This window comes from Agromyces sp. NPDC004153 (genome assembly GCF_053603635.1).
Genome location: NZ_JBSGFY010000001.1, coordinates 406,204 through 429,206, shown reverse-complemented (window position 1 = coordinate 429,206; position 23,003 = coordinate 406,204). Strand labels below are relative to the sequence as shown.

Sequence of the window (23,003 nt, the reverse complement as noted above, 5' to 3'; positions counted from 1 at the left end):
ACCCATCCTGAGGGGAGCACCATGACCGCAACGGATGCGATCGACTGGGAGTCGCTGCGCGAGCGCGCTCGCGAGGCGATGGCGAAGGCCTACGTGCCGTACTCGGAGTTCCCGGTCGGCGCGGCCGCGATCGTCGACGACGGCCGGGTCGTGAGCGGATGCAACGTCGAGAACGCGTCGTACGGCGTCACCCTGTGCGCCGAGTGCTCGCTCGTCTCCGCGCTCGTCATGTCGGGCGGCGGCAAGCTCGTCGCGTTCACGTGCGTCGACGGCCATGGCGCCACGCTCATGCCGTGCGGCCGCTGCCGCCAGTTGCTCTACGAGCACTCGGCCGAGGGCATGCTGCTCGAGACCGTGTCGGGCGTGAAGACGATCGACGAGGTGCTGCCCGACGCGTTCGGCCCGCGCCAGCTCGCCGAGTTCAAGGGAGCGAGCGCATGAGCGCCGTGGAGGCGTTCGACGCCGTCGACCTCATCCGGGCCAAGCGCGACGGACGCGAGCTCTCGACCGCGCAGATCGACTGGCTCATCGACGCGTACACGCGCGGCTACGTCGCCGACGAGCAGATGTCGGCCCTGACCATGGCGATCTTCCTGAACGGCATGGCCCGACGCGAGATCCGCGACATGACGATGGCCATGCTCGCCTCGGGCGAGCGCCTGGACTTCTCTGGCCTCGGCAAGCCGACCACCGACAAGCACTCGACCGGCGGCGTCGGCGACAAGATCACGCTGCCGCTCATGCCGCTCGTGGCGACGTTCGGCGTCGCGGTGCCGCAGCTGTCGGGCCGTGGTCTCGGCCACACCGGCGGCACGCTCGACAAGCTCGAATCCATCCCCGGCTGGCGCGCCGACCTCACGAACGAGGAGATCTTCGACCAGCTCCGCGACGTCGGCGGCGTCATCTGCGCCGCCGGCGCGGGCCTCGCCCCCGCCGACAAGAAGCTCTACGCGCTCCGCGACATCACCGGAACGGTCGAGGCGATCCCGCTCATCGCGTCGTCGATCATGTCGAAGAAGATCGCCGAGGGCACGGGCGCGCTCGTGCTCGACGTGAAGTTCGGCTCCGGCGCGTTCCTGCAGGACATCGAGCGCTCGCGCGAGCTCGCCCGCACCATGGTCGAGCTCGGCGAGGACGCGGGCGTCGCCACGTCGGCGCTCATCACGAACATGAACGTGCCGCTCGGCCTCACCATCGGCAACGCGAACGAGGTGCGGGAGTCGGTCGAGGTGCTCGCCGGCGGCGGACCGGCCGACGTGCGCGAGCTCACGGTCGCGCTCGCGCGCGAGATGCTCTCGCTGGCAGGGGTGCACGACGCCGACGTGGAGGCCGCGCTCGACGACGGCCGCGCGATGGACACCTGGAAGCGGGCGATCCGCGCCCAGGGCGGCGACCCCGACGCGCCGTTGCCCGTGGCGCGCGAGCAGCACGTCGTCACGGCCGACCGCGACGGCATCCTCGTCGAGCAGGAGGCCCTGCCGTTCGGCATCGCCGCCTGGCGACTCGGCGCCGGCCGCGCGCGCAAGGAGGACCCGGTGCACCACGCCGCCGGGATCGACCTGCACGCGAAGCCCGGCGACCCGGTGCGCGCCGGACAGCCGCTGTTCACGCTCTTCGCCGACGAGCCCGCGCGCTTCGCGCGTGCGCTCGAGGCGGTCGAGGGCGCCTACCGCATCGGCGACCCGGGGGAGGCCGTCGAGGACGGCGGTCCGCTCATCGCCGACCGGATCGGGCGGTAGCGAGCGTCGAGTCCCGGTAGCGGATGCCCGCGTCCGGCGCGCCCGGAATCGGCGTCCCGACGCTTCGAGATTGCCGAGACTTCGCAAGAGGCCGCCCGCTATCGTTGTCACGTGAACACGATTCCGACGGAGTACCGGCTCGAGGGCGACGGCACGAGCATCCAGTCGCTGCCGAAGATCTCGCTGCACGACCACCTCGACGGGGGCCTGCGGCCGCAGACCCTGATCGAGCTCGCCGACGAGATCGGACTCGAGGTTCCGGCGCCCGACGCCGAAGGCCTCGCCACGTGGTTCACCGACCAGTCGAACTCCGGGTCGCTCGTCGAGTACCTGAAGACGTTCGACCTCACGACCGCCGTGATGCAGACCCGCCCCGGGCTGCAGCGCGTGGCGCGCGAGTTCGTGCAGGACCTCGCGACCGACGGCGTGATCTACGGCGAGATCCGGTGGGCGCCCGAGCAGCACCTCGAGCGCGGCCTGAGCCTCGACGAGGCGGTCGAGGCGGTGCAGTCGGGCATCGAGGAGGGCATCGACGACGTGCGGCACCAGGGGCGGTTCATCCGAGCCGGCCAGCTCGTCACCGCGATGCGCCACGCCGATCGCGGGCTCGAGATCGCCGAACTCGCCGTGCGCCATCGCGAGCGGGGGGTCGTCGGGTTCGACATCGCCGGGGCCGAGGCGGGCTTCCTGCCGAGCCGCCACCGCACGGCGTTCGACTACCTCGCCTCGCAGTTCTTCCCCGTCACCGTGCACGCCGGCGAGGCCGACGGCCTCGACTCCATCCGCAGCGCCCTGTTCGACGGGCGCGCCCTGCGCCTCGGGCACGGGGTGCGCATCGCCGAGGACCTCACGATCGAGCGCCAGGACGACGAGAACACCTACGTGTCGCTCGGCCCGATCGCGCAGTGGGTCCGCGACCGCGAGATCGCGCTGGAGACGAGCCCCTCGTCGAACCTGCAGACCGGCGCGATCGCCGCGTGGGGCGACGAGCTCGTCGACCACCCGTTCGACCTGCTCTACCAGCTCGGGTTCCGCGTGACGGTGAACACCGACAACCGCCTGCAGAGCGGCACCTCGCTCTCGCGGGAGCTCTCCCTGCTCTCCGACGCGTTCGGCTACGACCTCGACGACTTCGAGACGTTCCAGCTGAACGCCGCGGCATCCGCGTTCCTGCCGCTCGACGACCGCGAGGAGCTCGCCGAGCGCATCCAGGACGGCTTCGACGAAGCCTGACCGGCACGCCACGCGGCCCCCGCCCGCCGTCGCGCCCTCGATCGGACCCCCATGACCTCCATCCCTCCCCTTCCCGACACGGCCGTCGTGCTCGGCGCGCGTGCCGACGACTGGCGCGCCGCGGTGCGCGAGGTCGGCCGCGCCCTCACCCGCTCGGGCGCAACGCGGTCGGAGTACGCCGACCGCATGATCGGCGTGATCGAGGAGTTCGGGGCCTACGTGGTCATCGCGCCGGGCCTCGCGCTGGCGCACGCCCGCCCGGGCTCCGACGTGCGCCGCGAAGGACTCGCGGTCGTGACGCTCGCCGACGCGGTGCCGTTCGGGCACCCGCACAACGACCCGGTGCGGGTCGTGGTCGGCATGGCCGTGTCGAACGCCGAGGACCACGTGGCATCCGTGGCGCAGCTCGCGAACGCGTTCAACGACACGGGCATCGTCGGTCGTCTGGCACGCGCCACGACGCCCGACGAGGTGCGGGGACTCCTCGGCGTCGACGCGGCGCCCGCCGGAACGGGTGCGGGCGCATGAGGATCGTGGCGGTGTGCGGCGTCGGCGTGGGCACGTCGGCGATCCTGAAGACGAACGCCGAGCGCGCGCTCGACCGGCTGGGGCTCAGCGCCGACGTCTCGGCGAGCGGCCTCGCCGACATCGCCGCCGCCGCGGCCGATGCGCAGGTGATCCTGACGTCGACCGAGCTCGCCGACGAGGTGCGCCGCGCGGTCGGCCGCAGCTACGCCGAGATCGTCGAGGTCGTGAACTACTTCGACGTCGAGGAGATCGGCGAGAAGCTCGAGGCCTCGATCGGCTGAGGCCGCCTGCACGGCGGCGACGCAGGGTGCCGTCTCAGGGCGGCGACTCGACCACGCCGGGCGTACCGGACCAACGGGCCGAGGCGGGCCGGGCTCGCGAGGAGCCCGACCCCGCCCGTTCAGGCCGTGAGCTCCCGCATGCCCGCCTCGAGCGCGGCGACGGCGGCGGATGCCGCGGCACGCCGCTCACCGACCGTGCCCTCGGTGCCGACGGCATCGATGTAGACCTTGAGCTTCGGCTCGGTGCCGCTCGGCCGCACCATGACGCGTGCGCCGCCCTCGAGGACGATGCGCAGCACGTCGGACGGGGGGAGCCCGCCGAATCCGTCGGCGAGGTCCTCGATGCGCTCGACCCGGATGCCGCCCACCGACGACGGGCGCTCGGCGCGGAGCCGAGCCATGATCTCGCCGATGCGCGACAGGTCGGTGACGCGGATCGACACCTGCGACGAGTCGAAGCAGCCGAACCTCTCGACGAACTCGTCGAGGTGGTCGGCAATGGTGCGTCCCTCGGCCTTCAGCGACGCCGCGAGCGAGAGGAACGCCACGGCGGCCGAGATGCCGTCCTTGTCCCGGACGGTCTCGGGATTCACGAGGTAGCCGAGCGCCTCCTCGAAGCCGAACACGAGGTTCGGGGCGCGGGAGATCCACTTGAAGCCGGTGAGCGTCGCCTCGAAGTCGAGGTCGTAGGCTCGTGCGACGGCCTCGAGGCCCGGCGACGAGACGATCGAGCACGCGAGCGTGCCGTCGGGCCCCGAGTCGCCCGGGACGTCGGCGGCACGCCGCGCGGCGCGCCAGCCGAGCAGCAGGCCGACCTCGTTGCCCGAGAGTCGGCGGTAGCCGTCGGCCGACGACGCGTCGGGGATGGCGATCGCGAGCCGGTCGGCGTCGGGGTCGTTCGCGATCACGAGCTCGGCTCCCGCCGCGCGCGCCTCGGCGAAGCTCAGGTCCATCGCGCCCGGTTCCTCTGGGTTGGGGAACGCGACGGTCGGGAACGCCGGGTCGGGGGAGATCTGCGCCGAGACGACGGCCGGCGCGTCGAAGCCCGCGGCCGCGAGCACGCGGGCCGCGGTCTCCCAGCCGACGCCGTGCATCGCAGTGTAGACGACCCGCGGCTGCGAGGCGGGCCGGTCGGCGACGAGGGCGGTCTGCCGCACGTACTCGTCGGCGACCTCCTCGGACGCGGTCTCGAACTCGCCGCGGGGGAGGTCGGGCACGGTGGTGGTCGTCGCGACGTGGTGGATGGCCGCAGCGATCTCGGCGTCGGCGGGCGACACGATCTGCGATCCGCCGTGCTCCCCGCCGAGGTACACCTTGTAGCCGTTGTCGTTCGGCGGGTTGTGCGAGGCCGTGACCATGACCCCGGCCGTCGTGTCGAGGTGGCGGACGGCGAACGCGAGCACCGGCGTCGGCAGCAGCTGCGGCAGGAGCACGGCGCGCACGCCGGCGCCGGCCATGATCTCGGCCGAGTCGCGGGCGAACACGGCGGAGTTCTTGCGCCCGTCGTAGCCGATCACGACCGAGGGTGTCTCGCCCGGTCGGGCGCGCTCGAGGAGGTACGCGGCGAGTCCGGCCGCGGCCTGCGACACGAGCACGCGGTTCATGCGGTTGGGGCCAGCGGCGATCTCGCCGCGGAGCCCGGCGGTGCCGAACGCGAGCCGGGCGTCGAACCGGTCGGCGAGCTCGTCGATCGCCGCGGCATCCCCGGCCCTCGCGCCGTCGACGAGGGCGGCGAGCTCGGCGCGGGTCTCGGGGTCGGGGTCCTGCGCGAGCCAGGCCTCTGCGAGGGCGAGGCGCTCGGCTCCGGCGGCGTTGTCCTGCGACATCCGATGCCCCCTAGAGCTCGGCGACGATGTCGGCGAGCAGCTTCGAGATCACGGGCTCGGCGGCGCGGCCGGCCTCGATGACCTCCTCGTGGCTCAGCGGCGTGAGCTGGATGCCGGCGGCGAGGTTCGTGATGAGCGACATGCCGAGGATCTCCATGCCGGCCTGCCGGGCGGCGATCGCCTCGAGCGCCGTGGACATGCCCACGATGTGGCCGCCGATGGTCTTGGCCATCTGCACCTCGGCCGGCGTCTCGTAGTGCGGCCCGCGGAACTGCACGTAGACGCCCTCGTCGATGCCGGGGGAGAGCGAGCGCGCCAGGTTGCGCAGGCGCCGCGAGTACAGGTCGGTGAGGTCGATGAACGTCGCGCCCTCGAGCGGCGAGTCGCCGGTCATGTTGATGTGGTCGCTGATGAGCACGGGCGTGCCCGGCGTCCAGTGCTGCTTGATGCCGCCCGCGCCGTTCGTGAGGATCATCGTCGTGGCGCCGGTCGCCGCCGCCGTGCGCACCGAGTGCACCACGCGGCGCACGCCGTGGCCCTCGTAGTAGTGCGTGCGCGCGCCGATGACGAGCGCGCGCTTGCCGTTCGGCAGCGCGATCGAGCGCAGCGTGCCGACGTGCCCCTCGAGCGCGGGCTTCGAGAAGCCGGGCACCTCGGTGGCGGGAATGGTGTGGGTGGTCTCGCCGATGAGCTCCGCGGCGCGGCCCCAGCCGCTGCCGAGCGTGAGCGCGACGTCGTGGTGCTCCACCCCGGTGAGCTCCGCGATCCGCGCAGCCGCCTCGGCGGCGATGGCGAAGGGGTCGGCGTTCGGGTCGTCGAGCGGGTTGGTCTCCTGCATCCCACCACTCTAATGAGGGGGCGGATGCCGCGTCAGGCCGTGCTCGTTTGGTGCCGTTTCACGGGCTGCGACAGAATATCGAGCATGGCCTACGAGTTCGAGCGCACGCAACGGATCGCCGTCCTCGGAGGAGGGCCGGGCGGCTACGAGGCCGCCCTGGCCGGCGCGAGGCTCGGCGCGGAGGTCACGCTCATCGAGCGCGCCGGCGTCGGCGGCTCGGCCGTGCTCACCGACGTGGTGCCGTCGAAGTCGCTCATCGCGACCGCCGAGGCGTCGAACGCGGTGAAGGAGGCGGCCGACCTCGGCGTGCAGTTCTACGCGAAGGGCTCCGGCGACAAGGCCGTGAAGCCGAGCGTGGCCATCAACCTCGCCGCGGTGAACAAGCGGCTGCTCGGGCTCGCGGCGCAGCAGTCCGAGGACATGCGCGCGAACCTGCTCGACGCGGGCGTCAACCTCGTGCAGGGCGAGGGCCGGCTCGACGGGCCGAACGCCATCATCGTCTCGACCGCCAAGGGCGGCACCGACTTCGACCGCATCGAGGCCGACACGCTCGTCATCTCGGTCGGCGCGACCCCGCGCGTGCTGCCGACCGCCGTCCCCGACGGCGAGCGCATCCTCAACTGGAAGCAGCTCTACGACCTGCCCGAGATCCCCGAGCACCTCATCGTGGTCGGCTCGGGCGTGACCGGTGCGGAATTCGCGTCCGCGTACCGGGCGCTGGGCGCGAAGGTGACGCTCATCTCCAGCCGCGACCAGGTGCTCCCCGGCGAGGACGCCGACGCCGCCGCGGTGATCGAGAAGGTCTTCAAGCGCAACGGCATGAAGGTCCTCAACAAGTCGCGCGCCGAGTCGGTGGTGCGCGACGGCGACTCGGTCGTCGCGACCCTCACCGACGGGCGCGAGGTGCGCGGCAGCCACTGCCTCATGGCGGTGGGGGCGGTGCCGAACACCTCCGACATCGGCCTCGAGGAGGCGGGCGTCCAGCTCAGCGAGAGCGGCCACATCCGCGTGAACCGGGTGGCGCGCACGTCGATGCCGAACATCTACGCGGCGGGCGACTGCACCACGTTCCCTCCGCTCGCATCGGTCGCCTCGATGCAGGGACGCACCGCGATCTTCCACGCCATGGGCGACATCGTCGACCCGCCCGAGGAGCGCAACATCACCTCGAACATCTTCACGCAGCCCGAGATCGCCACCGTCGGGTGGACGCAGAAGGCGATCGAGGAGGGCATCGTGCCCGGTGTGGTCTACAAGCTGCCACTCGCCTCCAACCCGCGCGCGAAGATGATGGGCATCCGCGACGGCTTCGTGAAGCTCTTCGCGTCGAGCGGTTCGGGCGCCCTGATCGGCGGCGTCATCGTCGCGCCGAAGGCGTCGGAGCTCGTCCTGCCCCTCGCGCTCGCCGTCGAGCACCGCCTCACGGTCGACCAGTTCGCCGAGGCGTTCCCGGTCTACCCGTCGCTGACCGGCTCGTTGACGGATGCCGCGAGGGCCATGCACGTCGTACGCTGAGACGACGCGGCGTCGCGGGGGTCGACGCCCGAGCTCTGGGGGAACGATGAACTGGCGCGTGAAATCGGTCGAGGCGTCGATCGCGGACTCGGGCGACGAGGAACGCAGCCTCCGCCGCTCGCTGGGCACGTGGGACCTCGCGCTGATGGGCATCGCGGTGGCCGTCGGCGCGGGCATCTTCTCGGTCGGGGCCCAGGCCGCGGCGAACTTCGCCGGGCCGAGCGTGACGATCTCGTTCATCCTCGCCGCGATCACGTGCGGCCTCGCCATCATGTGCTACGCCGAGTTCGCGTCGACGGTGCCCGTGGCGGGCAGCGCGTACACGTTCACGTACGCGACGATGGGCGAGCTGCTCGCCTGGATCATCGGCTGGGACCTCATCCTCGAGATGTTCACCGGCGCCGCTGTGATCGCGAAGTACTGGGGCGTCTACCTCGGCGAGGCGCTGCTCGCCTTCGGGATCCCGTTCCCGGCCACGATCGACCTCGGCGGAGTCCAGGTGAGTTGGCCCGCCTTCCTCATCGTCGCCGTGTTCACCGCACTGCTGGTGGCTGGCACCAAGCTCACCGCGCGGGTCGGCTCGGTGTTCACGATCATCAAGGTCGCGATCGTCGTGTTCGTGATCGTCGTGGGCTTCTTCTTCATCAACGCCGCGAACTACGTGCCGTTCATCCCCGAGGCGGTGCCCACCGAGGGCGGTGCGTCGGATGCCTGGACGCAGTCGCTGTTCTCCTGGGCGACCGGTGCGGCGCCCGCGCAGTACGGCGTGTTCGGGCTGCTGGCCGCGGCATCCCTCGTGTTCTTCGCCTTCATCGGCTTCGACGTGGTCGCCACGAGCGCGGAGGAGGTGCGAGACCCCCAGCGCCGCCTGCCGCGCGGCATCTTCCTCGGGCTCGCGATCGTCACGGCGCTCTACGTGCTCGTGTCGATCGTGATGACGGGAATGGTCTCGTACACCGAGCTCGCCGAGGAGGAGACCCCGTCGCTGGCCACCGCGTTCCGGCTCGTCGGACAGGACTGGGCGTCGGCGGTGATCTCGGTCGGGGCACTCGCGGGCCTCACGACCGTCATCATGGTGCTGCTGCTCGGCCTGTCGCGCATCGTCTTCGCCCTGAGCCGCGACGGGCTGCTGCCGCGCTGGCTCTCGCGGACGACCGAGCACACGAAGACCCCGGCCCGTATCCAGATCATCGGCGGCACGGTCGTGGCGCTCGTCGCGGCGTTCACCGACGTCGGCCTCCTCGAGGAGATGATCAACATCGGCACGCTCTCGGCGTTCGTGCTCGTGAGCATCGGCATCGTCGTCCTGCGACGCACGCGGCCCGACCTGCCGCGGGGCTTCCGGGTGCCGTGGTCGCCCGTGCTCCCGATCCTCTCGGCGGCGCTGTGCTTCTGGCTCATGCTGAACCTCACGACGCTCACGTGGGTGCGGTTCCTCGTCTGGCTCGCGATCGGCGTCGTGATCTACCTCATCTACGGCCGGCGTCGCTCGCGGCTCGCGGGCGCGGTCAGCGAGGTGGAGCTCCCGACGCCGCAGGGGGCGCCGCCCATCGGGTGACCCGCGCTGGGGCCGCAGCGGCGGACGCGGCGGCCGCCGCGCGTTCCGAGCAGGTCAGCTGGGGTCGTTGATCGCGAGCAGTAGGTGCCCGCTCGACACCGTGGTGCCCGCCTCGGCGTTGACGAGGCCGACGACGCCGTCCTTGTGGGCGACGATCGGCTGCTCCATCTTCATGGCCTCGAGCACGAGCACGAGGTCGCCCTTGACGACCCGGTCGCCCTCGGCCACGGCGACCTTCACGACGGTCGCCTGCATGGGCGCCTTCACGGCGTCGCCGGCCACGGTGTCCACGGCGTGCGCGAGGTTGCGGCGCCGCGGGGCGGGACCGGCGGTCGCGGTGCCCGCCGCCGAGCCGCCGAGCAGCTTCTTCGGCAGCGTCACCTCGATGCGGCGGCCGCCGACCTCGACGACCACGTCGGTGCGCGCGGCCGGGCCGGAGCCCTCGGCGAGCTCGCCCGACCACGGCTCGAGCCGGTTGTCGTACTCGGTCTCGATCCAGCGCGTGTAGACCGAGAACGGCTCGTCGCCCTCGGGCGCGAACGCGGGGTTGTTCACGATGTCGCGGTGGAACGGCAGCACCGTGGGCAGGCCGGCGACCTCGAACTCGTCGAGGGCGCGGCGGGCGCGCTCGAGGGCGTCCTTGCGGGTGGCGCCCGTGACGATGAGCTTCGCCAGCAGCGAGTCGAAGGCGCCCGAGATCTCGTCGCCGCTGGTGACGCCGGAGTCGATGCGGACGCCGGGGCCGCCGGGGAAGCGCAGCTGGTGCACGGGCCCGGGCGCGGGGAGGAAGTTGCGGCCCGGGTCCTCGCCGTTGATGCGGAACTCGATCGAGTGGCCGGTCGTCGCGGGGTCGGGGTAGTCGAGTACGCCGCCCTCTGCGAGGCGGAACTGCTCGCGCACGAGGTCGAGGCCGGTGACCTCCTCGGACACGGGGTGCTCCACCTGGAGGCGCGTGTTCACCTCGAGGAACGAGACGGTGCCGTCCTGGCCGATGAGGAACTCGCACGTGCCCGCGCCGACGTAGCCGACCTCCTTGAGGATGGCCTTGGACGCCTCGTACAGGAGGCGGTTCTGCTCCTCGGTGAGGAACGGCGCGGGCGCCTCCTCGACGAGCTTCTGGTGGCGGCGCTGCAGCGAGCAGTCGCGCGTCGACACGACGACGACGTTGCCGTGCTGGTCGGCGAGGCACTGGGTCTCGACGTGGCGGGGCTTGTCGAGGTACTTCTCGACGAAGCACTCGCCGCGGCCGAACGCGGCGACCGCCTCGCGGGTGGCCGAATCGAAGAGCTCGGGCACCTCCTCGCGCGTGCGGGCGACCTTGAGGCCGCGGCCGCCGCCGCCGAAGGCGGCCTTGATCGCCACGGGCAGGCCGTGCACGTCGACGAACTCGAGCACCTCGGCGGCATCCGCCACCGGGTTGAGCGTGCCCGGCGCGAGCGGCGCGCCGACCTTCTCGGCCACGTGCCGGGCCGACACCTTGTCGCCGAGTCGCTCGATGGCCTCGGGCGACGGGCCGATCCAGGTCAGGCCGGCCTCGATGACGGCGCGGGCGAAGTCGGGGTTCTCGGCGAGGAAGCCGTAGCCGGGGTGCACCGCGTCGGCGCTGGAGCGGCGGGCGACCGAGAGGAGCTTGTCGATGACGAGGTACGTCTCGGCGCTCGTGGTGCCGTCGAGCGCGTAGGCCTCGTCGGCGAGCTTCGCGTGGCGGGCGTCGCGGTCCTGGTCGGCGTACACGGCGACCGAGCCGATGCCGGCGTCACGGGCGGCGCGGATGACGCGGACGGCGATCTCTCCACGGTTGGCGATGAGGACCTTGGTGATACGCGGCATAATCCTCAAGCCTATTGGGCTGCCTGCGCTCGCCTTTGGGTCGCTTCCACAAAAAAGGCCGATGACCCTTGCGGGCGTCGACAATGGCCGTCAGCGGCGATTCCAGAGCGAGGGCCAGTCCGCGCCGAGCTCGCGCACGAGGTCGCGCAGCGTCGAGAGCGACAGCCCGACCACGGTCGACGGGTCGCCCTCCACGCGGCGGATGAACGGCCCGCCGAGGCTGTCGATGGTGAACGCTCCCGCGACGAGCAGCGGCTCGCCCGTGGCGATGTACGCGTCGATCTCGGCCTCGTCGAGCGCCGCGAACCGCACCGTCGCGACATCCGCCCGTCCGACGGCGCCGTTCGCGCGTCCGCCGCGGTGGTCGATGAGCCAGTGACCCGACCACAGGTCGCCGTGGCTGCCGTTCTGCGCGAGCCAGCGCTCACGGGCGACCTCGGGGAGGTGCGGCTTGCCGTGGATCGCGCCGCCCGTGAGGAACGCCGAGTCGCCGCCGAGGATGAGCCCGTCGATGGGTTCGCCCTCGTGCTCGCGGCCCACGATCGCCTCGGCCTTCAGTCGCGCGAGGAGCTGCACCATGTCGGGCGCCTCGAGCGGGCCGGATGCCGCCTCCGCCGTCGCGACGGCCGCGGCCTCGTCGACGCCCGGCGCGATCGCGATCGGCTCGATGCCGGCCGCCCGCAGCGTCTGGAGCCGGGCGGGCGACGTCGAGGCGAGGTAGAGGCGCATGCCCCCATCCTGCCGCGCCCGGCGCGGGCTGTGGAATGCTCGAAGCATGGCCGAGTCCCGTCGCCCCCGCCGCCCGAGCCCGCCGGCCCGAGGCGCTCGGCGACCCGCATCCGGGCGGACCGCGTCGAGCGGGCCGGGCGCGCAGGCCGCGCCGGCCGCCGACGGCCCCGTCGTCGAGCTCGACGTCGAGCGCGTCGCGCACGGCGGCGTCTTCGTCGCCCACCACGAGGGCCGCGTCGTGTTCGTGCCCGACGCGATCCCGGGCGAGCGGGTGCGGGCGCGCATCACCGACCGCCGCCACGACCGCTTCTGGCGCGCCGAGACCCTCGAGGTGCTCGACGTCTCGCCCGACCGGCAGGAGCACGTCTGGGCCGAGGCCTCCGTCGAGCGCGCGCCCGAGCGACGCGCCGGGGGAGCGGAGTTCGGCCACATCCGCATCGACCGCCAGCGCGCGCTCAAGTCCGAGGTGCTCCGCGACGCCCTGCGCCGCTTCGGCGGGGTCGAGCACCACGTCGCGGTGCAGGAGATCGACCCCGCGTTCGCGCCCGGCGTGTCCGCCGACGGCACCGGCTGGCGCACCCGCGTACGGCTGCAGGTCGCCGAGGACGGCACGGTCGGCCCCTACGCCGCACGCAGCCACACGGTCGTGCCCGTGGCATCCGTGCCCCTGGCCGTCGCGTCGCTCGCCGAGCTCGCGCCGCTCTCGTCGCGCTTCCCCGGAGCGCGCGCCGTCGACCTCGTCGCCCCGAGCGTCGGCGAACCGGCCCTCGTGGTCGTCGACGTCGAGCGGATGCCGCGGCGCGGCCCGCGCCCGACGATCACCGAACGCGTCGGCGACCGCACCTTCGTCCTCGACCGCGACGGGTTCTGGCAGGTGCATCGCGGCGCGGCGGCCACGCTCACACGCGCCGTGCAGGACGCCGTGGATCCGGCGCTCTTCGACCCGCGTGCAGCGAACCTCGACCTCTACGGCGGCGTGGGCCTGCTCGCGGCGGCCGTGGGCGACCGCTTCGGCGACGCGGTGCGCATCACCACGGTCGAGGCCGACACGCGCGCCACCGAGCACGCCGGGGCGAACCTCGCCGAGTGGGTCGGATCGCGAGCGGTCACGGCGCGCGTCGACCGCTTCCTCGACGAGCTCGCGGATGCCGCGACCGCCGCCGAGCGGGCACGGCTCCGCGACGCGACCGTCGTGCTCGACCCGCCGCGCTCGGGCGCCGGGCGCGCCGTCGTCGACCGCCTCGCCGAGCTGCGCCCGCGCCAGCTCGTGTACGTGGCCTGCGACCCGGTGGCCCTCGCCCGCGACGTCGGGCTGCTGCGGGAACGCGGCTACGCACTCGACGACGTGGTCGCCTTCGACCTCTTCCCGAACACCCACCACGTCGAGGCCGTCGCGAGGCTGACCGCTATCGTGTGAACTGTCGGGAAAGGGGGGCCTCGTGACGGATGCACCGAAGCAGGACACGGCCGCCACGGTCGCCATCGTCGACGACCACGAGGCCGTGCGGCTCGGACTCCGCGCGGCCTGCCGCGACGCCGGCTACGAGGTCGTCGCCGAGACCTCGAACGTGCCCGAGCTCCTCGCGGCGCTCGACGGACGCTCGTGCGACGTGGTCGTCCTCGACCTCTCGCTCGGCGACGGCTCCTCCGTGACCGAGAACGTGCGCGCCGTGCTCGAGACGGGCAGCGCCGTGCTCGTGCACAGCATCGCCGACCGCGTCGCCGCGGTGCGTGAGGCGCTCGCCGCGGGCGCCGCGGGCGTGATCCCGAAGGCGTCGCCCATGGCGAACGTCATCTCGGCGATCGCGACCGTCGCGCGCGGCGAGGTGCTGAACAACGTGGAGTGGGCGAGCGCGATCGAGGCCGACCGCGACTTCGCGAAGGCCCAGCTCGGCCGTCGCGAGCGCGACGTGCTGCACCTCTACGCCTCGGGGCTGCCGTTGAAGCTCGTGGCCATGCAGCTCGGCATCGCGCACTCGACCGCGCGCGAGTACCTCGACCGCATCCGCGCCAAGTACGTCGAGGTCGGCCGGCCGGCGCCGACGAAGGTCGACCTGCTGCGCCGCGCGGTCGAGGACGGCATCCTGCCGGGCCTCGACGTCGAAGGCGGGGATGCCCGCCGCTGAGTGGCGGGTCGCGCGACTCGCGACGCGCCGTCGGACCGCGGTCACCCGGGCGCAGGTCGAGACGATCTCGGGCCGTGCGCTCGGGCTCTTCGGCCTCGTGTTCGGCGCGCAGACCGTGCCGCTCGCGCTCGAGCAGTCGGCGGCGCTCATCGAGGGCGCGGGCGCCGCGCTCATGGCCGTGCTCTACGGCTCGCTCGTCGCGGTGGCCGTCGCTTCGATCGCGAAGCTCGCCGTGCGCGCGGCGGCGTTCGCGTTCGCCGCGCTGTACGTGCTCGCGCTGCTCGCCTGGCCCTTCCTCGTGGCCGATCCCGCCGCCCTCGTCGGCCAGACGCCGTGGCTCTACTACATCTGCACGGTCGCCACGACGGCCGCGGTGGTCGCGCTGCCGGCGCCGGTCGCGACCGGGTACACGCTCATCGTGCCCACGATCTACGGCGTCATCCGACTGCTGCCCGCCGGCGGCGCGGTGGACCCGCTCCTCGCGGTGCTCAACTCGATGTACGCGATCATCCTCGGCGTCGTGGTGCTCATCATCGTGGTCATGCTGCGCCAGGCCGCCGAGTCCGTCGACTCGGCGCAGGAGGCCGCCCTGCAGCGGTACGACCTCGCCGCACGCCAGCACGCGACGGAGAACGAGCGAGTGAAGGTCGACGCGCTCGTGCACGACAGCGTGCTCACGACGCTCCTGTCTGCGGCGGCCGCCGAGTCGCCCGAGGAGCAGGACCTCGCCGCGCGCATGGCCCGCGACGCGGTGAAGCGCCTCGATGAGGCGGGCGCCGCCGGGCCGCGCGCCCTCGACCGCGTGGGGCTGCCCGTGCTCGTGCGCCGGCTGCGCGCGGCGCTCACCACGTTCTCGGCGCCGTTCACCGTACGGGTCGTCAACGCCGGCGGCGTCCTGCTGCCCGTCGAGGCGGTGGAGGCGCTCTACTCCGCGACGGTGCAGGCGATGGTGAACAGCATGCAGCACGCCGACGAGCCGGGCCGCACCACCCGGCGCGAGCTGCGCATCCGCGGCGTGCGCACCGGCGGCGCCGTCATCGAGGTCGCCGACAACGGCGTCGGCTTCGCCCGCGACGAGGTGCCCGAGGAGCGCCTCGGGCTGCGCGTCTCCATCGAGGAGCGCATGGCGAACGCCGGGGGAGCGGCCGAGATCGCGTCCCGGCCCGGTCACGGGACGCTCGTGACCGTGTCCTGGCCGTCCGACACCGAGGGGGTCGGCGCGTGATCACCGTCCCCCGCTGGCTCCTGCTCGTGCTCGGCGCGATGTTCTCGGCGTACCACGTGATCCTCGGCATCTACTCGCTCAACGTGCCGGCGTCGCCGTGGCCCGCGATCGTCGCCCTGGCGCTGTACACGGTCGCCACGATCGCGAGCCTCTGGCCCGTGCAGCGCATCAGGATGCCCGACTGGCTCGCCGCGTTCGACCTGGCCGTCTGCATCGTGCTGCCGCTGCTCGTGACGAGCCAGCTCGACGCGAACGCGCAGAACGGCTACGCCACGTGGTACGTGGCCGCGGTCGGCACGCTCATGACCATCGCCGCGGCGCGACGGCAGCTCGCGGCCGCCTGGCTCGGCGTCATCGCGCTGGCGGTGCAGAGCGTCGTGTGGGCGGGGCCGCTCTCGCTCGGCACGCTCGGCGTGATCGGCAGCATCGTCTGGGTCGGGATCGCGCACATGCTGACCGCAGCACTCACGACCGCCGCGCGCGAGACCCGCCGGTACGCGCAGGCGGAGCGCGAGGCGGCGGCCTGGCAGGCCGCCCAGGACGCGCACCTGTTCGAGGGCCGCATGCGCCTCGCGCAGACCAACCGCATCGCGGCGCCCATGCTCCGGCGCATCGGCGACCGCGGGGGACGCCTGACCGACGACCAGCGGCGGGAGTGCCGCATGCTCGAGGCGGCGATCCGCGATGAGATCCGCGGGCGGATGCTGCTGACCGACGCCGTCCGCACCGAGGTGCAGCGGGCGCGCGAGCGGGGCACCGTCGTCACCCTGCTCGACGAGGGCGGGATCGACGACCTCGACGAACCGACCCGCGACCGCGTGCTCTCACGCCTGGCGGAGGCCGTCGCGGGGTCGAGCGCCGACCGCATCATCGCCCGCACGGCGGCGGAAGGCTCCGTGGTGGCGGTCACCGTCGTCGGCCTGCGCGAGCCCGAGGGCGCGGAGCCGTCGGACAGCACCGACGACCTCGAGGTCGAGTTCTGGCTGGAGATCCCGCGCACCTGACCGGGCGGGCATGCAGGTGCGCCGAACGACGACGGCCCGGACATGAAGGTGGGGGACCGATCGATGATCGGCCCCCCATCAAGCCCGAGCCACGGCGACAACCCGAATATCGCCCTGACTCGCCCCCAACGGTCACCGGTTACCCGACCGGTGACGGTGGCGACTCCACAGAGGAGCCTGCGACACCCATCTTGGCGCATTCGGAGCCGGACACATAGTCATCATTTGTGGGGACACGACGACGTTCGGGGGACAGGCGATGCGCCCGACGCCGTCGCTCGCCCGGGATCCCGCTGAACGCGCGGATGCTGCGCCCCCCGATGCCTCGCGTGGAAACGGGGGACAGCCGGCATTCAGCAGGCTGAGCGCGCCCAGTTGCCGGGTCCGACGGCGAGGGGCGCCCGCATCGCACCGCCGCTGCGGACCCATCGATCGCGCCCGGGCTCCACCGCGGTCGGCTCGGCGACGCCCTCGTCGAGCGCCGCGAGCAGGACCGCCGTGACGGCTGCGGCCTCCTCGTCGGTCACGTCACGCGTGATGAAGCGGATGGCCGCGGCGCGCTCGTCGCCCTCGGCTGCGCCGGCACCGCCGGTCGTGTACTCGTCGGCCATGGCTCCCCCTAGAGCGGGATGTTCCCGTGCTTCTTCGGCGGCAGGCTCGCGCGCTTGGTGCGGAGCGTGCGCAGCGCCTTCACGATCGCGACGCGCGTCGCCGCGGGCTCGATCACGCCGTCGAGCTCGCCGCGCTCGGCCGCGAGGAACGGCGACGCCACGTTGTAGGTGTACTCGTTGGCGAGCTGCGTGCGCACCGCTGCGACGTCCTCGCCGGCCTCCTCGGCGCGCTTGATCTCCGCGCGGTAGAGGATGTTCACCGCGCCCTGCCCACCCATGACCGCGATCTCGGCGGTCGGCCAGGCGAGGTTGATGTCGGCGCCGAGCTGCTTGGAGCCCATGACGATGTACGCACCGCCGTACGCCTTGCGGGTGATCACGGTGACGAGCGGCACGGTCGCCTCGGCGTACGCGTAGAGCAGCTTCGCGCCGCGGCGGATGACGCCGGTCCACTCCTGGTCGGTGCCGGGGAGGTAGCCCGGCACGTCGACGAGCGTGAGGATCGGGATCGAGAACGCGTCGCAGAACCGCACGAAGCGCGACGCCTTCTCGCCGGCGGCGATGTTCAGCGTGCCCGCCATCTGGCTCGGCTGGTTCGCGATGATGCCGACCGAGCGGCCCTCGATGCGGGCGAAGCCGATGATCACGTTGGGCGCGTAGAGCGGCTGCACCTCGAGGAAGTCGCCGTGGTCGACGATGCCCTCGATGATCGAGTGCATGTCGTACGGCTGGTTGGGCGAGTCGGGGATGATCGTGTTGAGACGGCGGTCCTCGTCGGTGATCTCGAGCTCGACGTCGGCGTCGTAGACGGGGGCATCCGTCATGTTGTTGTCGGGCAGGAACGAGACGAGCGTGCGCGCGTAGTCGAGCGCGTCGGACTCGTCGCTCGCGAGGTAGTGCGCGACACCGGAGACGGTGTTGTGGGTGAGCGCGCCGCCGAGCTCCTCCATGCCGACGTCCTCGCCGGTCACGGTCTTGATGACGTCGGGGCCGGTGACGAACATCTGGCTCGTCTTGTCGACCATGATGACGAAGTCGGTGAGCGCCGGCGAGTAGACCGCGCCGCCCGCGGCCGGGCCGCAGACGATCGAGATCTGCGGGATCACGCCCGAGGCGGCCGTGTTGCGGCGGAAGATCTCGCCGTACTTGCCCAGGGCGACGACTCCCTCCTGGATGCGCGCGCCGCCCGAGTCGAGGATGCCGATGATGGGCACGCCGAGCTTCAGCGCGAGCTCCATGACCTTGATGATCTTCTCGCCCGCGACCTCGCCCAGCGAGCCGCCGAAGATCGTGAAGTCCTGCGAGTACACCGCGACCTGCCGGCCGTGGATCGTGCCCGTGCCGGTGACGACCGCATCGCCGTAGGGGCGCTTCGCGTCCATGCCGAACGCGTGCGTGCGGTGCCGCACGAACTCGTCGAGCTCGACGAACGAGCCGGGGTCGAGGAGCTCGGCGATGCGCTCGCGCGCGGTCATCTTGCCCTTGGCGTGCTGCTTCTCGATGGCCGCCTCGCCCGACGCGGTCACGGCTTCGTGATAGCGCTGCTTGAGGTCGGCGAGCTTGCCGGCGGTCGTGAAGAGGTCGGGGCCGTCAGTCGCTTCGGTCACGCCGTTCACTCTACCGGCGCGCATACGCGGCACTTCGTTGAGGGATTCCTACAAATCCATCCGCCCACGTCGTGCATTCCCGTGACGCGCCCACCTGCGGGAGGATGTGGGCATGGATCTTCCGCTGAGCCGCGCGGCCGTCCCGCGCCTCGAGTTCCTCGCGACGGCCGGGTCGACGAACGACGAGCTGCGCGAGGCCGCCACCGGACCCGCTGCCGCGGCGTGGCCGCACGGCGGCGTCATCGTGACCGACGACCAGACGAGCGGCCGCGGCCGCCTCGGGCGCACCTGGCTGGCCCCGACGGGCAAGACGCTCGCGATCTCGGTGCTCCTGCGCCCCGAACTGCCCGGCGGCGCGCCGTTCCCGCCCGAGGGCTACGGCTGGATCCCGCTCATCGCGGGGGCCGCCATGACCGAGGCGGTGCGCCGGGCCGTCGAGGCCGCGGCATCCGCCAAGGATGACGACGAGGAGGACGACGGCACCGGCGGCATCGAGGTGGAGCTCAAGTGGCCCAACGACGTGCTGGTGTCGGGCTACAAGGTGTGCGGCATCCTCTCGGAGCTGATTCCCGAGACCGGTGCGGTGGTCGTGGGCGCCGGGCTCAACCTCACGCTCGACGAGCACGACCTGCCCACGCTGACCTCGACGTCGCTCCTGCTCGTCACGGGCGTGCACCCAGACGCCGACCGCGTGCTCGCCGACTACCTCGGCACGTTCCTGTCGCTGGTGCGCGCGTTCGCCGAGCATGGCGCGGATGCCGCGGCGAGCGGCGTCGCCGACCGGGTGAGCTCGCTCTGCGGCACGCTCGGCGCAGAGGTGCGCGTCGAGCTGCCGGGCGGACGGGAGCTCCTCGGCGTGGCGGAGCGCCTCGAGCCCGACGGCCGCCTGCTGGTGCGCGACCGGAATGGGGAGGCGCAGGCTGTCGCCGCGGGCGACGTCACGCACCTGAGGTATTAATGGGCGTATGAGCCCAGCCGCGAGCGAGGCTGCCGCCCAGCCTGCAGTGAACGTCGAGCGCGTCGTCGCACGCGTCCGGCGGCACGCGCGGATCCTCATCCTCCCGGTGCTCCTGCTCCTGGCGACCGTCGGGGCCGCGACGTACTTCCTCGTCATCCTCCCCGAGACGTGGCAGCTCATCGCGGTCGGCGCGGTCGCGCTGCTCGTCGTGGTCGCGGGCTGCCTGCTGCCGTTCGTCTCGTGGCTCGCGCGGCGCACGACGATCACCACCCGGCGCATCATCCTGCGCAGCGGCGTGTTCGCGCGCGTGCGGCAGGAGCTGCTGCACAGCCGCGGCTACGACGTGACCGTGCGGCGCACGTGGCTGCAGAGCGCGTTCGGCTCGGGCGACGTGCGGGTGAACACCGGCCACGAGCACCCGTTCGTGATCCGCGACGTGCCGAAGCCGTTCCAGGTGCAGGCGGCGCTCGACGAGCTCATGGAGGCCGCGCACAGCCTCGTCGCCGACCGGCGTCGTGCCGAGCAGTCGACGCTGTTCGACGGCGACACGATCGCCTGGGGCGGCCGCTGACGGGTCGCCGCGCGGGTACGGGGCATCCGCTCGCCGAAGACGGTGGCGTGCGTCCTGCGCGGTGCCGCGGCATCCGCTCGGAGGACGTAACGTAGACGGGTGGTTCCGCGCGCCCCCGAGCGCGGGACGCGCGATGAAGGGTTCCACGTGGCCGACGAATGCATCCACGGTTTCGACGACGGCCTCTGCGCCATCTGCTTCCCGCCGAAGCAGCCCGAGCCGAAACCGGTCGCCAAGGCCGCACCCCGCGCGCGGGCGGGCACGACGCGCGCGGCGCGGCCGGCCGCCCGGGTGGCCGGGTCCTCGCGTGCGGCGACCTCGCTCGTCGATGCCCCCGTCGACCCGAAGACGGTGCGCATCTACCACGTGACGCACGTGGAGAACCTCGCGCCGATCCTCGGCTCGGGCGCCGTGCTGGCCGATGACGCCGGCGCGACCCCGGTCGTCGACCTGGCGGCGCCCGACGCGCGCGCGTTCCGGCGGTCGGCACCGGTCGAGGGCGTCGACGCGGTCGTCGCCGACTACGTCCCCTTCCTGCTCTCCACCGACGCGCACGTCTGGAACGCCATCCGCACGGGCACGCCCGACCCGCGGCTCAGCGCCGAGGCCGTCGAGCGGCCGCCGGCCGACCACGTGATCCTCGTGAGCTCCGTCGCCTCCGCCGTCGGCGCGCGCACCGAGACCGCCGGCACGGTGGTCGTCACCGACGCGGATGCCGCGACCGGCGGCGTCGGCTCGGCGTCGGCGTGGCCCGACGTGCTCCGCATGCTGCAGCGCCTCCACCGCGAGGACGACGGCGCCCGGCTGCGCTCGGCGGAGTTCCTCGTGCGCGAGCTGCTCCCGCTCGAGCGCGTGCTGCTCATCGCGGTGGGCAACGACCGCGTCCGCGACCGCGTGCGGGCGGCGCTCGACGCGGTGGGCGTCAGGACCCGGGTGGCGGTGTACCCGCCGTGGTTCCAGCCGACCGTCGAGGCGCCGGAGGAGTAGCCGCGACATCCGTCGACGCACCGCCGTCGGGCGCGACCGGCTCGCGCTCCGCGGCCGGCGTCGGCTCCTCGAAGAGCGTGCGCTGGGCCTCCTCGACGCGCTCGAGGTTGGAGAGGCCGTCGGAGCGGTGGTGGCCGAACACCCAGTAGCGGTAGAGCAGGAAGCGGAAGGCGGTGCCGAGCGCGAGCCCGACCACGTTCGAGGAGATGTTGTCGGCGACGAGGCTCGTGTACCCGAGCCCGTAGTGGCTGATCCAGAGGCAGGCCAGCGCGATGAGCATGCCGCCGATCGAGACGATCGCGTACTCCACGAACTCGCGCACGTAGTTGCGGCGGCGGTGGCGGCGGAAGGTCCAGTACCGGTTGCCGAGCCAGTTGAAGATGATCGCGACGGTCGTCGAGATGGTCTTCGCCCCGATGGCCGACTGGGCCCAGTGGTCGTCGCCAAACACCCCGAGGCGCAGGAGGTTGAACAGCACCACGTCGATGACGAGGCCGATGAGCCCGACCACGCCGAACTTCACGAGGTACGCAAGCAGGCCGTGCCACAGGCGGGCGAACGCACTGCCGACGGTGGTGGTCACCGGCACATCCTATGCCGTCGGGGTCGGCCTAGACTGAACGGGGCGCCGCACCGGGCGCCGTCTCGGCCGACGCGAATGGGAGTGTGCACGAGTGCGGGTCGGAGTGATCGGCGGCGGGCAGCTCGCCCGGATGATGATTCCCGCGGCGATCGAACTCGGCGTCGAGTTGCGCGTGCTGGCCGAGGCCGAGGGCATGTCGGCGGCGCTCGCGGCCGATCGCGTCGGCGACTACACCGACGCCGAGACCGTGCTCGCGTTCGCGCGCGAGGTCGACGTCGTGACGTTCGACCACGAGCACGTGCCGCAGGACGTACTGCGGCTGCTCGTCGACGAGGGCATCCCCGTGCACCCCGGGCCCGACGCCCTGCGGTTCGCGCAGGACAAGCTCCTCATGCGCGCACGACTCTCCGAGCTCGGCCTCCCCGTGCCCGACTGGGCCCGTGTCACGACGACGGCCGAGCTCGACGACTTCATCGCCGACCACGGCGGCTCCGCGGTCGTGAAGACGCCGCGGGGCGGGTACGACGGCAAGGGCGTGCGCGTCGTGCGTTCGGCCGCCGAGGTCGCCGAGTGGTTCGCCACCGTCGCCGAGGACGGCCGCGGCGGCGCGCTCCTCGCCGAGGAGGTCGTCGACTTCCGTCGCGAGCTCGCCCAGCTCGTGGCGCGCCGCCCATCGGGCGAGGTCGCGGCCTGGCCGCTCGTCGAGACCGTGCAGGTCGGCGGGGTGTGCAGCGAGGTCATCGCGCCCGCACCGCGCTCAGCCGGACGCCTGGCCGACGTCGCCGCCGACGTGGCCATCACGATCGCCGAGGGCCTCGGCGTCACCGGCGTGCTCGCCGTGGAGCTCTTCGAGACGACCGACGACCGCGTGCTCGTGAACGAGCTCGCCATGCGCCCGCACAACAGCGGGCACTGGTCGATGGACGGCTCCACGACCGGGCAGTTCGAGCAGCACCTCCGGGCCGTCCTCGACCTGCCGCTCGGCGGCACGGGCAGCCACGAGACGTGGAGCGTCATGGTGAACGTGCTCGGCGGCCCGGCCGAGGGCTCGCTCGCCGACCGCTACGCGGAGGCGCTGGCGGGGCATCCGACCGTGAAGCTGCACAACTACGGCAAGGCGCCGCGCCCCGGACGCAAGGTCGGCCACGTCACGGCGATCGGCGCCGACCTCGACGACGTCGTGTACGAGGCGCGCGCGGCCGCCGCAGTCTTCCAGGACTGACGCGAGCCCGACGCCGCCGCGGACCTGACGCC

Annotated in this window: 22 protein-coding genes; 15 read left to right on the top strand and 7 right to left on the bottom strand. The window is 72.7% G+C overall.

Annotated elements, in window-relative coordinates; all coding sequences use genetic code 11:
* Positions 1-21: 21 nt before the first annotated feature.
* From ACWEOH_RS01985 to ACWEOH_RS01965, 5 genes are all read left to right on the top strand, one after another.
* A complete protein-coding gene (locus ACWEOH_RS01985; protein WP_148732018.1) occupies positions 22-441 on the top strand; it encodes a cytidine deaminase in 420 nt (139 codons plus the stop codon).
* Positions 438-1,739, top strand: coding sequence for a thymidine phosphorylase (locus ACWEOH_RS01980; RefSeq protein ID WP_452027777.1), 1,302 nt, complete (start codon positions 438-440; stop codon positions 1,737-1,739). The genes ACWEOH_RS01985 and ACWEOH_RS01980 overlap by 4 nt, the downstream gene beginning before the upstream one ends.
* Before the next feature lie 111 nt (positions 1,740-1,850).
* Positions 1,851-2,972, top strand: coding sequence for an adenosine deaminase (locus tag ACWEOH_RS01975; RefSeq protein ID WP_452027775.1), 1,122 nt, complete (start codon positions 1,851-1,853; stop codon positions 2,970-2,972).
* Between the two features lie 51 nt (positions 2,973-3,023).
* The gene (locus ACWEOH_RS01970; RefSeq protein ID WP_452027774.1) at positions 3,024-3,500 is read left to right on the top strand and encodes a PTS sugar transporter subunit IIA; all 477 of its coding nucleotides are present in this window, start codon (positions 3,024-3,026) and stop codon (positions 3,498-3,500) included.
* The gene (locus ACWEOH_RS01965; RefSeq protein WP_452027772.1) at positions 3,497-3,781 is read left to right on the top strand and encodes a PTS sugar transporter subunit IIB; all 285 of its coding nucleotides are present in this window, start codon (positions 3,497-3,499) and stop codon (positions 3,779-3,781) included. The genes ACWEOH_RS01970 and ACWEOH_RS01965 overlap by 4 nt, the downstream gene beginning before the upstream one ends.
* A 119-nt stretch (positions 3,782-3,900) precedes the next feature.
* On the opposite strand, the gene ACWEOH_RS01960 is transcribed toward ACWEOH_RS01965, so the two are convergent.
* Together ACWEOH_RS01960 and ACWEOH_RS01955 are read right to left on the bottom strand one after the other, a co-directional pair.
* Positions 3,901-5,607, bottom strand: coding sequence for a phospho-sugar mutase (locus tag ACWEOH_RS01960; RefSeq protein WP_452027770.1), 1,707 nt, complete (start codon positions 5,605-5,607; stop codon positions 3,901-3,903).
* Between the two features lie 10 nt (positions 5,608-5,617).
* A complete protein-coding gene (locus ACWEOH_RS01955; protein ID WP_452027768.1) occupies positions 5,618-6,445 on the bottom strand; it encodes a purine-nucleoside phosphorylase in 828 nt (275 codons plus the stop codon).
* 84 nt (positions 6,446-6,529) lie between these two features.
* Here ACWEOH_RS01955 and ACWEOH_RS01950 point away from each other — a divergent pair, with 84 nt between their 5' ends.
* A complete protein-coding gene (locus ACWEOH_RS01950; RefSeq protein WP_452027767.1) occupies positions 6,530-7,960 on the top strand; it encodes an NAD(P)H-quinone dehydrogenase in 1,431 nt (476 codons plus the stop codon).
* A gap of 46 nt (positions 7,961-8,006) precedes the next feature.
* Positions 8,007-9,518, top strand: a complete 1,512-nt coding sequence (locus ACWEOH_RS01945) for an APC family permease (RefSeq protein WP_452027766.1) — start codon at positions 8,007-8,009, stop codon at positions 9,516-9,518.
* A 54-nt stretch (positions 9,519-9,572) separates the two neighbouring features.
* Here ACWEOH_RS01945 and ACWEOH_RS01940 read toward each other — a convergent pair whose 3' ends face one another.
* Both ACWEOH_RS01940 and ACWEOH_RS01935 read right to left on the bottom strand, forming a co-directional pair.
* Positions 9,573-11,348, bottom strand: a complete 1,776-nt coding sequence (locus ACWEOH_RS01940; protein ID WP_452027764.1) for an acetyl/propionyl/methylcrotonyl-CoA carboxylase subunit alpha — start codon at positions 11,346-11,348, stop codon at positions 9,573-9,575.
* Positions 11,349-11,438: 90 nt separating this feature from the next.
* Positions 11,439-12,077, bottom strand: a complete 639-nt coding sequence (locus ACWEOH_RS01935) for a Maf family protein (RefSeq protein ID WP_452027762.1) — start codon at positions 12,075-12,077, stop codon at positions 11,439-11,441.
* Positions 12,078-12,123: 46 nt separating this feature from the next.
* Between ACWEOH_RS01935 and ACWEOH_RS01930 the strand changes: the two genes are divergently transcribed.
* The 4 genes from ACWEOH_RS01930 to ACWEOH_RS01915 are packed head-to-tail and all read left to right on the top strand — an operon-like array spanning position 12,124 to position 16,432.
* Positions 12,124-13,494: a class I SAM-dependent RNA methyltransferase gene (locus ACWEOH_RS01930; RefSeq protein WP_452027760.1), complete on the top strand. Its 1,371-nt coding sequence runs from the start codon at positions 12,124-12,126 to the stop codon at positions 13,492-13,494.
* Positions 13,495-13,516: 22 nt separating this feature from the next.
* A complete protein-coding gene (locus tag ACWEOH_RS01925) occupies positions 13,517-14,203 on the top strand; it encodes a response regulator transcription factor (protein ID WP_452027758.1) in 687 nt (228 codons plus the stop codon).
* On the top strand, positions 14,190-15,428 hold the full coding sequence (locus ACWEOH_RS01920) for a sensor histidine kinase (RefSeq protein ID WP_452027756.1): 1,239 nt from the start codon (positions 14,190-14,192) through the stop codon (positions 15,426-15,428). Before ACWEOH_RS01925 ends, ACWEOH_RS01920 begins: the two co-directional genes overlap by 14 nt.
* The gene (locus ACWEOH_RS01915) at positions 15,425-16,432 is read left to right on the top strand and encodes a hypothetical protein (RefSeq protein ID WP_452027754.1); all 1,008 of its coding nucleotides are present in this window, start codon (positions 15,425-15,427) and stop codon (positions 16,430-16,432) included. Before ACWEOH_RS01920 ends, ACWEOH_RS01915 begins: the two co-directional genes overlap by 4 nt.
* A 353-nt stretch (positions 16,433-16,785) precedes the next feature.
* On the opposite strand, the gene ACWEOH_RS01910 is transcribed toward ACWEOH_RS01915, so the two are convergent.
* A complete protein-coding gene (locus tag ACWEOH_RS01910; RefSeq protein ID WP_452027752.1) occupies positions 16,786-17,043 on the bottom strand; it encodes an acyl-CoA carboxylase epsilon subunit in 258 nt (85 codons plus the stop codon).
* Between the two features lie 8 nt (positions 17,044-17,051).
* Entirely contained in the window at positions 17,052-18,650 is a 1,599-nt protein-coding gene (locus ACWEOH_RS01905) for an acyl-CoA carboxylase subunit beta (protein WP_452027750.1), read from the bottom strand.
* Positions 18,651-18,762: 112 nt separating this feature from the next.
* Between ACWEOH_RS01905 and ACWEOH_RS01900 the strand changes: the two genes are divergently transcribed.
* The 3 genes from ACWEOH_RS01900 to ACWEOH_RS01890 all read left to right on the top strand — a co-directional run bounded on the left by ACWEOH_RS01900 (position 18,763) and on the right by ACWEOH_RS01890 (position 21,166).
* Positions 18,763-19,608, top strand: a complete 846-nt coding sequence (locus tag ACWEOH_RS01900; RefSeq protein ID WP_452027748.1) for a biotin--[acetyl-CoA-carboxylase] ligase — start codon at positions 18,763-18,765, stop codon at positions 19,606-19,608.
* A 7-nt stretch (positions 19,609-19,615) separates the two neighbouring features.
* A complete protein-coding gene (locus tag ACWEOH_RS01895) occupies positions 19,616-20,179 on the top strand; it encodes a PH domain-containing protein (RefSeq protein WP_452027746.1) in 564 nt (187 codons plus the stop codon).
* 147 nt (positions 20,180-20,326) lie between these two features.
* Positions 20,327-21,166 (top strand): DarT ssDNA thymidine ADP-ribosyltransferase family protein, encoded by an 840-nt coding sequence (locus ACWEOH_RS01890; RefSeq protein WP_452027744.1) that lies wholly within the window; start codon positions 20,327-20,329, stop codon positions 21,164-21,166.
* On the opposite strand, the gene ACWEOH_RS01885 is transcribed toward ACWEOH_RS01890, so the two are convergent.
* Entirely contained in the window at positions 21,102-21,749 is a 648-nt protein-coding gene (locus tag ACWEOH_RS01885) for a GtrA family protein (protein WP_452027742.1), read from the bottom strand. The two genes, ACWEOH_RS01890 and ACWEOH_RS01885, sit on opposite strands and share 65 nt — an antisense overlap.
* Before the next feature lie 91 nt (positions 21,750-21,840).
* Between ACWEOH_RS01885 and ACWEOH_RS01880 the strand changes: the two genes are divergently transcribed.
* Complete coding sequence (locus ACWEOH_RS01880; RefSeq protein ID WP_452027740.1) at positions 21,841-22,971, top strand: 5-(carboxyamino)imidazole ribonucleotide synthase; 1,131 nt, start codon at positions 21,841-21,843, stop codon at positions 22,969-22,971.
* The last annotated feature ends 32 nt before the right edge of the window (positions 22,972-23,003 follow it).

Bases quoted from the DNA above. Each gene is read 5' to 3' on its own strand.
- ACWEOH_RS01980 (WP_452027777.1), top strand. From the start codon at position 438: ATGAGCGCCGTGGAGGCGTTCGACGCCGTCGACCTCATCCGGGCCAAG.
- ACWEOH_RS01965 (WP_452027772.1), top strand. From the start codon at position 3,497: ATGAGGATCGTGGCGGTGTGCGGCGTCGGCGTGGGCACGTCGGCGATC.
- ACWEOH_RS01895 (WP_452027746.1), top strand. From the start codon at position 19,616: ATGAGCCCAGCCGCGAGCGAGGCTGCCGCCCAGCCTGCAGTGAACGTC.
- ACWEOH_RS01985 (WP_148732018.1), top strand. From the start codon at position 22: ATGACCGCAACGGATGCGATCGACTGGGAGTCGCTGCGCGAGCGCGCT.
- ACWEOH_RS01930 (WP_452027760.1), top strand. From the start codon at position 12,124: ATGGCCGAGTCCCGTCGCCCCCGCCGCCCGAGCCCGCCGGCCCGAGGC.
- ACWEOH_RS01935 (WP_452027762.1), bottom strand. From the start codon at position 12,077: ATGCGCCTCTACCTCGCCTCGACGTCGCCCGCCCGGCTCCAGACGCTG.
- ACWEOH_RS01960 (WP_452027770.1), bottom strand. From the start codon at position 5,607: ATGTCGCAGGACAACGCCGCCGGAGCCGAGCGCCTCGCCCTCGCAGAG.
- ACWEOH_RS01910 (WP_452027752.1), bottom strand. From the start codon at position 17,043: ATGGCCGACGAGTACACGACCGGCGGTGCCGGCGCAGCCGAGGGCGAC.
- ACWEOH_RS01945 (WP_452027766.1), top strand. From the start codon at position 8,007: ATGAACTGGCGCGTGAAATCGGTCGAGGCGTCGATCGCGGACTCGGGC.
- ACWEOH_RS01950 (WP_452027767.1), top strand. From the start codon at position 6,530: ATGGCCTACGAGTTCGAGCGCACGCAACGGATCGCCGTCCTCGGAGGA.
- ACWEOH_RS01920 (WP_452027756.1), top strand. From the start codon at position 14,190: ATGCCCGCCGCTGAGTGGCGGGTCGCGCGACTCGCGACGCGCCGTCGG.
- ACWEOH_RS01955 (WP_452027768.1), bottom strand. From the start codon at position 6,445: ATGCAGGAGACCAACCCGCTCGACGACCCGAACGCCGACCCCTTCGCC.
- ACWEOH_RS01940 (WP_452027764.1), bottom strand. From the start codon at position 11,348: ATGCCGCGTATCACCAAGGTCCTCATCGCCAACCGTGGAGAGATCGCC.
- ACWEOH_RS01900 (WP_452027748.1), top strand. From the start codon at position 18,763: ATGGATCTTCCGCTGAGCCGCGCGGCCGTCCCGCGCCTCGAGTTCCTC.
- ACWEOH_RS01970 (WP_452027774.1), top strand. From the start codon at position 3,024: ATGACCTCCATCCCTCCCCTTCCCGACACGGCCGTCGTGCTCGGCGCG.